The sequence below is a fragment of the Alteromonas sp. BMJM2 genome, assembly GCF_027257845.1.
Classification (GTDB): Bacteria; Pseudomonadota; Gammaproteobacteria; order Enterobacterales; family Alteromonadaceae; genus Alteromonas.
This window is the reverse complement of record NZ_JAPVOT010000006.1, coordinates 18,466-29,745: the sequence shown is the minus strand read 5'-3', so window position 1 is coordinate 29,745 and position 11,280 is coordinate 18,466. Positions and strand designations below refer to the sequence as shown.

At 43.8% G+C, this 11,280-nt stretch carries 11 protein-coding genes; 8 read left to right on the top strand and 3 right to left on the bottom strand.

The features are described from left to right. The first annotated feature begins 5 nt into the window (after window positions 1-5). The 5 genes from mlaD to murA all read left to right on the top strand — a co-directional run bounded on the left by mlaD (window position 6) and on the right by murA (window position 3,105). Window positions 6-476, top strand: coding sequence for an outer membrane lipid asymmetry maintenance protein MlaD (gene mlaD, locus O9X84_RS08275; protein ID WP_032096344.1), 471 nt, complete (start codon window positions 6-8; stop codon window positions 474-476). Between the two features lie 96 nt (window positions 477-572). Next, window positions 573-1,238 (top strand): MlaC/ttg2D family ABC transporter substrate-binding protein, encoded by a 666-nt coding sequence (locus tag O9X84_RS08270; protein WP_269519221.1) that lies wholly within the window; start codon window positions 573-575, stop codon window positions 1,236-1,238. Then, window positions 1,235-1,543, top strand: coding sequence for an STAS domain-containing protein (locus O9X84_RS08265; protein WP_269519220.1), 309 nt, complete (start codon window positions 1,235-1,237; stop codon window positions 1,541-1,543). Before O9X84_RS08270 ends, O9X84_RS08265 begins: the two co-directional genes overlap by 4 nt. Window positions 1,544-1,572: 29 nt before the next feature. Next, complete coding sequence (locus O9X84_RS08260) at window positions 1,573-1,830, top strand: BolA family protein (protein ID WP_032096347.1); 258 nt, start codon at window positions 1,573-1,575, stop codon at window positions 1,828-1,830. 12 nt (window positions 1,831-1,842) lie between these two features. Continuing rightward, the gene (murA, locus tag O9X84_RS08255; RefSeq protein WP_269519218.1) at window positions 1,843-3,105 is read left to right on the top strand and encodes a UDP-N-acetylglucosamine 1-carboxyvinyltransferase; all 1,263 of its coding nucleotides are present in this window, start codon (window positions 1,843-1,845) and stop codon (window positions 3,103-3,105) included. 199 nt (window positions 3,106-3,304) lie between these two features. On the opposite strand, the gene O9X84_RS08250 is transcribed toward murA, so the two are convergent. From O9X84_RS08250 to O9X84_RS08240, 3 genes are all read right to left on the bottom strand, one after another. Beyond that, complete coding sequence (locus tag O9X84_RS08250) at window positions 3,305-4,384, bottom strand: trypsin-like peptidase domain-containing protein (RefSeq protein WP_269519217.1); 1,080 nt, start codon at window positions 4,382-4,384, stop codon at window positions 3,305-3,307. Window positions 4,385-4,708: 324 nt separating this feature from the next. After that, complete coding sequence (locus O9X84_RS08245) at window positions 4,709-6,076, bottom strand: DegQ family serine endoprotease (RefSeq protein WP_442864518.1); 1,368 nt, start codon at window positions 6,074-6,076, stop codon at window positions 4,709-4,711. Between the two features lie 82 nt (window positions 6,077-6,158). Continuing rightward, window positions 6,159-6,596, bottom strand: a complete 438-nt coding sequence (locus O9X84_RS08240) for a ZapG family protein (protein ID WP_032096350.1) — start codon at window positions 6,594-6,596, stop codon at window positions 6,159-6,161. 263 nt (window positions 6,597-6,859) lie between these two features. Here O9X84_RS08240 and zapE point away from each other — a divergent pair, with 263 nt between their 5' ends. The 3 genes from zapE (at window position 6,860) to O9X84_RS08225 (ending at window position 11,275) form a co-directional block, all read left to right on the top strand. Continuing rightward, the gene (gene zapE, locus O9X84_RS08235) at window positions 6,860-7,957 is read left to right on the top strand and encodes a cell division protein ZapE (RefSeq protein ID WP_269519409.1); all 1,098 of its coding nucleotides are present in this window, start codon (window positions 6,860-6,862) and stop codon (window positions 7,955-7,957) included. Window positions 7,958-8,156: 199 nt separating this feature from the next. After that, on the top strand, window positions 8,157-8,879 hold the full coding sequence (locus O9X84_RS08230; protein WP_269519215.1) for a YebC/PmpR family DNA-binding transcriptional regulator: 723 nt from the start codon (window positions 8,157-8,159) through the stop codon (window positions 8,877-8,879). 302 nt (window positions 8,880-9,181) lie between these two features. Continuing rightward, window positions 9,182-11,275 carry an EAL domain-containing protein gene (locus O9X84_RS08225; protein WP_269519214.1) on the top strand — a complete coding sequence of 698 codons (2,094 nt, stop codon included), beginning with the start codon at window positions 9,182-9,184 and terminating at the stop codon, window positions 11,273-11,275. Window positions 11,276-11,280 lie beyond the last annotated feature (5 nt).

The following is an 11,280-nucleotide window of genomic DNA, read 5'->3' as shown; positions in this document are numbered from 1 at the left end:
ATAGAATGAACAAGTATAAAACGGAAGTCATGGTGGGGTTCTTCGTTGCCCTTACTATTAGCGCATTACTGTTGTTGGCACTGAAAGTTGCCGAGCAGTCTGTTGCCACTGAAGGCGACAGCTATACCCTTTACGCAAAATTCGACAACATTGGCGGCTTAAAAGCACGTTCTGCGGTGAAAGTGGGCGGTGTTACAGTGGGAAGAGTTTCTTCCATTACGCTAGATAAAGACGATTTCACCCCAATAGTAGAGTTGTCCATTCTTAAGCAGTACAACGGCTTTCCTGAGACAAGCTCAGTATCAATATTGACGTCTGGTTTACTTGGCGAGCAATACGTTGGTTTCCAACCGGGGTTTTCGTTTGACGGCGTGGCAGATTTGCAAGACGGTGATTATTTACAAGACACCAAATCAGCATTAGTGCTTGAAGACCTCATCGGCCAGTTCTTATTCAATCGCGGTAGCGACGAATAGGGTAGAAGATTATTAAAAATTTATCAGCAGCGCGGGTGAAACTTATCAAGCATCAGGCCAGTCTGCTGTATAGCATGTTTTGTTAGGAGAATTACGTTGAAAAAATTAATCGCCATATTGGGCATAGTTGTGTTGTCGTTATCAAGTGCCGTCAGTGCACAAGAGATAGACGAGCAGAATCCCTATAAATTAGTTCACGGTGTAGCGAATACAACCTTTGAGCGAATTAAGGCAAATCAGTCTGAAATAAAAGCTGACCCTGAGATGTTGCGCACAATTATGCAAGAAGAATTAGTGCCTCATATCGACTATAAGTTTGCTGCATTTATGGTGTTGGGCAAACATTTTAAGTCAGTGCCTAAAGAAAAAATGGGCGAATACATCAGTGTATTCCGCCAGTATCTTGTGACTACCTACGCCGTAGCAATGGGATATTATGACAATCAAGAAGTGATTTTTGAGCCTGAGTCAGACTTCTCTAAAGAAAAGTCAGTCACGGTGCGTGCTGTGGTAAAAGATCCTACCCGTCCAGATATCAAAATTGCGTTTAAAGTGCGCAGAGATAGTAAAACCAATGAGTGGAAAGCTTACGATATGGTTGCTGAAGGTATCAGTATGCTGAACAGCAAGCGCAGCGAGTTTGAGTCTATCCTACGCACAGACGGTATTGACGCGGTTATCTCGCTGATGCGTGAAAAAATTGGCAAGCCAGTAGAACTCAATGCCGGTGAATCTATCGAAATTGACGGAGAATCTGTGTGAGCCTTTTCGACGTTGGCGGAAACGGAGATATTGTTGTTCACGGTGACTTAGACCGTGAAACCCTGTCTACGAACCTTTGGCAGCGTCTCAGTTCACAGCAGCAAGACAGCCTGAAAAGCGCAGGCACTTGTACCGTTGACCTAGGCGATGTAGAGCGGGTGGACAGTGCTGGATTGGCTTGGCTAATAAATGCCGTTAGGGATACGAACCAAAACGGTGTTAGCATGGTCATACAGCATATGCCTGAAAAACTACACAAGCTTGCGAAAATAAGTAATGTGGATGGTTTTTTGCCGGTAAAATAACGCCAATTTTTAAGATAAAGAAGTACATTATGGAATTGTCAGAAATCGAAAGCATTTTGAAGGATGCATTAGACCTTCACGAAGTTCACGTAAAAGCCGAAGGCTCTCATTTTAACATTATCGCCGTCAGTGATGCGTTTAATGAAATGAGCCGTGTTAAGCGCCAACAAGCTGTTTATGCGCCGCTTGCCGATAAAATCGCAGATGGCTCAATGCATGCGATTTCAATCAAAACTTTTTCAGTGAAAGACTGGGAGCGCGAGCGCCAGTTCAATATTCCTCAGTAATAGGCGCTTTTCGTGGATAAACTTGTTATTAAAAAGAGTCCTGCACTTAATGGAACAGTGCGAATTTCTGGTGCTAAAAATGCGGCTCTGCCGTTGTTGATGACCAGTTTGCTGACAGACTCTCCTTGTCGTTACAGCAACGTACCTCGCCTTCGAGATATTAATACAACAACTGCATTACTGCGGGAACTAGGTGTTGAAGTAGCTCAGCCATCTCCTAACGACGTGTTAATCGATGCTAGCACGCTTGAGAGTGTGACGGCGTCTTACGACCTTGTTCGAACCATGCGTGCCTCCATTTTAGTGCTTGGTCCTTTACTTGCAAAACAAGGGAAGGCAAATGTGTCTTTGCCCGGTGGATGTGCCATTGGTGCTCGCCCGGTGAATCTCCATCTCACTGGCCTTGAGAAAATGGGCGCTATCATTGAGGTAGAAGAAGGCTATATTCGTGCCCACGTAGATGGTCGTTTGAAAGGTGCCCGTATCTTTATGGATATGGTCAGCGTCGGTGCAACTGAAAACCTGCTTATGGCAGCAGCACTGGCAGACGGTACCTCTATATTAGAAAATGCTGCAAGAGAGCCTGAAATTGTTGACCTTGCCAACTGCCTCATTCAAATGGGAGCTAAAATCAAAGGCGCAGGGACCGACAAAATTACCGTTGAAGGCGTAGAAGCTCTAAATGGCTGTGACTATGCCGTGCTTCCTGATCGGATTGAAACGGGCACATTCTTAGTGGCGGCAGCAGCGACTGGCGGGAAAGTGCGCTGCACCCATGCCGCGCCAGATACCCTTGATGCCGTTATTGATAAGCTTGAACAAGCCGGTGCCCACATTACTGTTGGTGAGGATTGGATAGAGCTTGATATGAAAGGCCAAAAGCCCAAAGCGGTTAGAGTGAAAACTGCGCCTCATCCGGCATTTCCAACGGATATGCAGGCGCAATTTGTTACGCTTAACTGCGTTGCCGAGGGCACGGGTGTTATTACAGAGACCATTTTCGAAAATCGCTTTATGCATGTGCCTGAGTTACAGCGGATGGGAGCTGAAATAGCGCTTGAAGCGAATTCTGCAGTGTCTAAAGGAAGCTCAGCACTCAAGGGGGCTCCAGTGATGGCTACCGACTTGCGTGCTTCGGCAAGCTTAGTTATTGCCGGGCTTATTGCAGAAGGCGAGACCCACGTTAATCGTATCTATCACCTAGATAGAGGTTATGAATCCATTGAAGAAAAGCTACGTGGCCTTGGCGCTATCATCGAGCGCGTAAAGGAATAAAGAGTAAAGGAAAAGAATGCAGAGCTAATTCTCTGCGAAACAGACATAAAAAAAAGCGCCTTAGGCGCTTTTTTTATGTCTGTTTGTTTCTCACTTTTCTCATCATGGTAGCTTATAAGCATGCACACTGGCTGAGCTTAAAAGCTTGCTGAGATTTTACGTACTGAGATTTTACGTACACTGTGACTAGCTCAGATCTTTATTGACTGGTACGAAGCTCAGCCACGGTGGCCGTTAATATCATCGATTTTTCATTACGACTAATTTCAATTTCAAGTTTGGTGCCAGGCTCTGTCTCAGCAATCATATCTAGAGTCTTTGATGCACTTTCTGCTCTTACGCCGTCAATAGACAGTATGATATCCCCAGGTTGTAGTCCTGCGGTATCAGCAGGGCTGCCCTTAGCGACAGCGGTCACATCAATACCCAATATGCCGGCTAAATTACGCCTTTCACTGCCAATAAAGCCAAGCTGTCCACGAATAACCCTGCCGTTACTAATAATTTCATCCATAACCCGCTTTGCCAATTCATAAGGAACTGCAAAGTTAATTCCATCAACATTTCGTACTCTGTTGCGAGAATCTCTCACCTGAAAGTTAGCATTGGTAATTCCTAACAAAATACCGTTACTGTCAACAAGTGCACCGCCAGAGTTACCTTGGTTTAGCACGGCGTCGGTTTGAATGAAGTCGACATAATTCGATAGTCCATTGCGACCAGCACGGCTCACAATGCCTTGTGTAATAGTTTGACCAAGATCGAAAGGATTACCGATAGCCATTACCACATCGCCAACGTGTGTATCGGGTTCGGCAACTTGCGGAATAATATTAAGGCTTTCTGCGGTAACTTTTAATACCGCGAGGTCGGTAAGCGGATCGTTACCCACTATCTGCGCTTCAAGCACTCGCCCATCTTGCACGGCTACATAAATACTGTCTGCATTTTCCACTACGTGATGGCAGGTAAGAATATAGCCGTTTTCAGTCATTATCACACCAGAACCCAAGCTTGCTCGCTCACGAGGTTGATTTCTAAATAGGCCTGCATCGGTTTCAATGCTAACACTATAAATATTGACCACAGCTGGCGCTGAACGACTGAGTGATGCGAAGTAGCTCTCTCTACTTGCACTCACCGACGGCTCTGTGAATAGGCCGTTTGTAAAGCCATTACCCTGACGTAAGTCGGGCAACAATAAGAGTAGAAGCGCTGCTACCGCGGCGCCAAGAACAACAGATTTAATGAAGAAACGAATAATTGAGCGGCTTGTCACTGATCACACTTTTTTGTTAGTTAGCACGGTGTTCTCTTATCGTTAGCGTATTTGAAGTTATGGGTTAACTGTAAAAAAAACAATTTTCCACTCACTCAATGTCACACCGATACGAAAAACAGCTATTTATTATAACTCGTGAAATGAGGATATCATTTTATTTACTAAACTACTCTAACCCAGATTATTTTTTATAGGCCTTTGGGAATAGGGGGAATGAAAGAAATACAAGAAAAGAAAACAGCGCCCTGAGGCGCTGCTTTAATTTATCGATGTTCATTTCATGAAAGTGAATTTTTCAAATCACAGTACATCGAAAAGTGTTTATTGGCGAATCACCAAATAAAGGGTTGAATTACCACGTTTCACATTAAGTGCTATAACCCCTTTTGCTTCCTCTAGGGCATTGCGGAAATCCGCTACACTCGCCACGCGAACGCGGTTAACACCAATGATGACATCATCAGACTGTAAGCCAATGCGAGCCGCAGGTGCGCCTCGTTCGATATCAGAAACAATAACACCGGCATTTCCAGCACCATCGCTGCCGTTTGTCAGCGTCGCACCCTCTAATGCAGGATGAATTTGCGCTGCGGTGACTGTTTGTTCTGTGGCGTCGTCTAAGGTGACATCAACGCTCATTTCGTCGCCTTTTCGCATCACGGTTAGTTCAACTTCTGCGCCTGCGCCCATACTTGCGATTTTCGCACGTAGCTCTTGGAAGCTGTTGATTTTCCTTCCATTGATGGCGGTGATAATGTCACCAGCTTGAAGGCCTGCATCTTCCGCTGCTGACTCTGGCTGTACTTCGCTAACAAAAGCGCCAAGATTAACTTCAGCATTCATGGCTTCAGCAAGCCCTGCGTCAATATCGCTGCCTAAAATGCCAAGTAAACCGCGACGAACTTCACCATACTCTGCAATTTGATCGACTAAGCTTTTCATCATGTTGGCAGGAATGGCAAAACCAATACCCACATTGCCACCATTAGGGCCAAATATAGCGGTATTGATACCCACGAGTTCGCCATGAAGGTTTACAAGGGCTCCACCAGAGTTGCCGCGGTTAATAGCTGCATCGGTTTGGATAAAGTCTTCGTAGCCGCCAATGTTTAAACCAGAGCGTCCCAGCGCGCTTACAATACCCGAGGTCACAGTCTGAGATAGCCCAAATGGATTACCGATTGCTACAACAAAATCGCCCACTCTAGCGGCATCAGAGTCAGCTAAGGGCAGTGCTTTTAAATTGTCAGGATCGATTTTAAGAAGTGCTATATCGCTTTGCTCGTCGGCGCCAAGTTTTTTGGCAGTGAACTCTCTGCCGTCCGTTAACTTAACCGTGATTTCGTCAGCATTATCAACAACGTGATTATTGGTTACCACGTAGCCTTTTTCAGCGTCGATAATGACGCCCGAGCCAAGTCCTTTGAAAGGACGTTCTTGTGCTTGTTCTTGCGGTGCGCCAAAAAAGTAGCGGAACATTTCAGGCACTCGTTGACGAGAAGTTTGCGTTCCCTCAACAGCAATACTTACAACAGCAGGTGTGGCCTCTTCAAGCATGGGGGCTAAAGAGGGCACTTCTGCTTTTTTATCAGAAAAGAAAGGCAACGCCGCTTGTGTACTAGCGGTAAAGCCTAATGAACTTACAACAACGGCTGACGCCAAAGCACAATGGCGGAAAGACATTTTCATGTTCGTATACACTCCTTAATGTTATATGCAATAAAGCATGATCTCACTTAAAGAGTCTGTGGCCTTTCAAAAGTTCCCGATGTTACTGTTTTTCTGCGGTATTCTCACCAGAACCGCCGACGAACAGCCCAGAACCTGAATTTGCAAAGTCTTTTGGTTGAGTGTCTGACACACGTTTAACCTTAGACCCATCAGACCCTTTTAAGTTATTACGTAAATAGGTTGTTGCTTGCTCCCCGTAAAAAGGGACCTTGCTATCATTATCATCACCGCTTTGATCAAGCAGCGTTTCATATTCTTCAAGTTGTTGCTTTAACACATCGCACTGGCCTTCGATACTTTCAAGGCTTTGACGGGTTTGATGTATATGGTGTTGCGCTTGCTGTGCAAGGATCTCTTTAACTTGCTTCTCTGTTTGTGCAGCATTACCTGCCCCTTTTTTCGACTGAGCAAAACGACCGACAAAAAAGCCGATAATTAAGCCGACGACTAACAACGCAAGAGATACTAACAATTCCATTATATTCTCCGAATCAATCTACATCCCACAGCACAACCCTTGATACGTAGGTTTTGCTGCTTTCGACCAAACCTTGAATATAGCAAGGTCGAACCTGAAAAGCGCATTGTTCGTAAACATTAATTCTCATGCTTACGAGATAGCGCACTGTGAACGAGTGATTCTACCGTGATTTTCACTAAAATTAAGGTCATAATTGAGAAATTCAAGCAGGTCGGTGCAGCGTGCACCACTATTGACATTCGTATGGAGTGGTTTTGGCGATGACGCCTTGGGAAAAATATCAGCAAGATCTCGAATTAGCCGATTTTCATTACGACGCAGCGCAAGAAACTGCGGTGAAAGAGCTTCAACGTTTATACGATGAACTTACTCAGCCAGAAAGCAAAGCGAGTTGGCGAAGCAAGTTAAAAGCAGCCTTTGGTAAAGATGATGCCCAAGCAGATATTAAAGGTATCTATTTTTACGGTGGCGTAGGACGGGGGAAGACATATCTCGTAGACACCTTTTTTGAATGCTTACCTTTCGAGCGAAAAATGCGAGTGCATTTCCACCGCTTTATGCATCGAATTCACGACGAACTTAAATTGTTGAAAAACGCACAAGACCCGCTTAAAACGATTGCGCTTAAAATTGCCAAAGAAGCGCGGGTTATATGTTTTGATGAGTTTTTTGTGTCAGATATTACTGATGCCATGATACTTGGTACGTTAATGGAAGAGTTGTTCGGTCACGGTATTGTGCTGGTGGCAACCTCTAATATCATTCCCGACGAACTTTACAAAAATGGGCTGCAGCGGGCACGCTTCTTACCTGCAATAGACTTACTCAATCAAAATACCAACGTGGTGAATGTAGACAGCGGAATCGATTATCGATTGAGAACCCTTGAGCAAGCCGAGATTTATCATTACCCCTTGGATACTCAAGCAACGGAAAATCTTAATAACTACTTTACCCAGCTGGCTCCAGAATCAGGCTCGCAAAACGAAAGTATAGAAGTCAATCATCGCCAAATTTCCACGATAAGAAACGCCGATGGCGTACTCATGATTGAGTTTGGCAGTTTATGTAAAGGGCCGCGAAGCCAAAGCGACTACATAGAGCTTAGCCGCTGTTATCACTCAGTATTGTTAGCTAACGTTGAACAAATGGGGCTGGGTACGGATGATGTTGCAAGGCGTTTTATTGCCATGGTTGATGAGTTTTACGAGCGAAACGTTAAGTTAATTATTTCTGCGCAGGTGGCGTTGGAAGAACTCTACACCGAGGGGCTGCTTAGTTTCGAATTTAGGCGTTGTTTAAGCAGACTGAAAGAAATGCAATCTCATGAATACCTAGCTACTGAACATTTACCATAAGAAAACGAGCCAAGTAAAACGCTATAAACACTGTATTGTTGTGCATAAACTAGGTAGAATTTTACCATAATGTCGGTGTTTCGCCTGTTGTGACGACACGTGTTGTCAACCAATGTAACGTTTTGGTGAAGGTAGGCGCAGCAACTGGATACAATATACGCAACGTTGCACTAAAAATTGCGAGGAAGAGAATTTTAAGATGGGAAGAGCATTCGAAGTAAGAAAAAACGCCATGGCAAAGACTGCTGGCGCTAAAACCAAGGTTTATTCTAAATACGGTAAAGAGATTTACGTGTGCGCCAAAAATGGCGGTGCCGATCCAGACACGAACCTTGCACTGCGTCGCTTGATGGAAAAAGCAAAAAAAGATCAAGTGCCTGGCCACGTTATAGATAAAGCAATAGATAAAGCGGCGGGCGGTGTTGGAGAAGATTTTCAGCCCATGCGTTATGAAGGTTTCGGGCCTGGTAACTGTATGGTTATTGTGGATTGCTTGTCTGACAACGCTAACCGTACTATCACTGAGGTGCGTAACTGCTTTACTAAAACCAATGCAAAACTTGGTGCGCAAGGTGCGGTATCACACATGTTTGACCATCAAGCTGTGTTTCAGTTTGAAGGTGACGACGAAGATGCCATTTTAGAAGTATTGATGGAAGCTGATGTGGACGTTACTGACGTTGAAGTAGAAGACGGCAAGGTAACAGTATACGCACCACATACTGAGTTCTATCAAGTTAAAACTGCGCTTACCGAGGCTTACCCAGATATAAACTTCCTAGCCGATGAAATGAGCTGGATGCCGCAAACAGAAACGGAAATCAGCGAAGATGATATGCCAATGTTTGAAAAGTTCATGGACATGCTTAACGATTGTGATGACGTTCAAGACGTTTATCACAACGCAATAACACCTAATTAAATGAAAGCAGTCGATTAGACTACCAAAGCCCACTTCTTAGTGGGCTTTTCTGTTTCAAGACTAATTATCTCGCAGCTCGTAAGCTCACTATACTTGCGCAAACAAAGGAAGCATCTAAAGTATAATTAGTGTTCACTGTACGTTTTGCTACTATTCGTCCCGCTTTTTTGGGTGCGATTTACCGCGCTGTTTTTTTGTCATAATACAAAACGTTAAAACAAAAACTATACAAAATGATTTTTCGACAGCGTCTGCCAATATGTTCTGCTGTTAATGAGTTGGTAAATAAATAGAGAGTACCTTTGAAAAGTCTTCGTTTTGAAATTTCTTTTACTACTATTACATCGATAGCGGTTGTGAGCACGCTCATTATCAGCCTGTCGATTTATGTGTATGAAAAGCTATATATCGAGTTTATAGCAACAGAAGTTGAAGCGATTGCACAAAATATGGCCATCGACTTGCTTGATTATATCGATGAGCCTGCAGGCCAATTCAATCAAACCCAAATCTTACTTAGACTTGAAGAATATGAGTACGTTGAAACAGCCAACTTGTACGATGATGAAAACAACCTGCTAAATAGCTATGTGGGTGCAGCAGGGTTATCGGTTGCTAAAAACAGTCGCGATGAAGCGCTCGCTCAGTCGTCAATGGAATTTGATCGCACCCCTGAAAATGGCGATTACAGCCAGCTGTCTTTGGGAATGCATAATCTTGAATCTAAAGTTGTCGTTGTCAAAAACATTGGTGAAATGAGTTTTCCAATGGGTAAGTTAGTTCTCACGTTTAACTTACAAGAGGCGCTTCATGAAAACCGCAAACGGTATGTGATTTTAGTTGCTCCATCGGTTATTGCACTTACACTGTTATCATTATTTATTTCTACACGACTCCATCGTCGTTCCCTACGTCCGTTAGAAAACCTGATAAAAACAATGGATAGTGTCGTGGATGAACAAAGTTATGATGTTACGGTAGAAGAAACGAATAAGTCAGAGACTGCGGCACTGTCCCACGCATTCAACAATATGATGGCTAATATCAAATCTCAGTCACAGATGAATGCACAGAAAAACCTGTTACTTGAACAGCAACAGTCAAAGCTAGAAACCCTTGCCAATTTTGACGTTTTAACGGGCCTGCCAAATCGGCAGTTCTTAATGAAAACCTTATCATCACGGTTAGCAAAAAATCAGCGAGAAAATACCGAGTTATGCCTTATGTTTTTAGACGTTGATGGCTTTAAAAGCATCAACGACTCATTTGGTCATGACACCGGGGATAAATTCTTACTCCATATTAGCGCTATTATGAGTCGTGCGTTGCCAGATAATGCCACATTGGGAAGACTGGGTGGAGATGAGTTTCTCGTTATTGTAGACAGCGTGAGCACCCACGAAGATGTGGAGCATATAGCAACAAATCTCATTGATTCGGTAATGAAAGCACACGATGTTAACCGGCTGAGGTTAGACTCTAGCCTAAGTATCGGTATTGCTGTCGCGAGTGAGTGTAATTACGAAGCCTCGACCCTAATTACTAATGCTGATGTGGCAATGTATCGCGCCAAAAAAGAAGGCAAGGGTCGCCTAGTTTGGTTTAACAGTGCCATGTTTGAAGATACACAGCGAAAGATGCAGATATCGATGCGTCTTGCTAATGCACTAGAGAATGATAGCTTTTACCTTACCTACCAAACAAAAGTCGGCCCGCAGAAAAATATTGAAGGTGTTGAAGTACTGCTTCGTTGGCATGATGAAATATTAGGCCACGTTTCTCCTGCTGAATTTATTCCTGTTGCAGAAAAAGCCGACAAAATATCGCTTATTTCGCTATGGGTTATTAATCAAACCTGTAAGGAATTGCCACAGCTATTAGCGCGGTTTGGTAGCCATATTCGTGTGTCTATTAATCTGAGTCCTCACGATCTTAACAATACCGAAGTGACTAACTGTATTTTAAACGGGTTAAATTCGGGAGAGATTTCCGCTCAACATATCGAGTTTGAAATTACAGAAACTGCTTATATGAATAACTTTGGTGTAGCGAATAGTTTTTTTGAGGCGCTAAAAAAGCACGGTTGCCATTTATCCCTAGACGACTTTGGTACGGGCTATTCCTCGCTAAGCTATCTCACCGAGTTTAATATCGACACACTTAAGATTGACAGGCAGTTTGTTAGTCAAATAGGTCAGTCTGAGCGGTCTGAGAAGATAACCGTTGCTATTATTACTATGGCAAAAAGTCTCAATTTTGCCGTATGTGCGGAGGGTGTTGAAACCGAAGAGCAGGAAACTTTTCTTCTTACGCACGATTGCGATTTATTACAAGGGTTTCTATATAGCCGGCCCTCTACACTTAGTGAGTTACAGCAGCAGGTTACAGCGAAATAGTACGG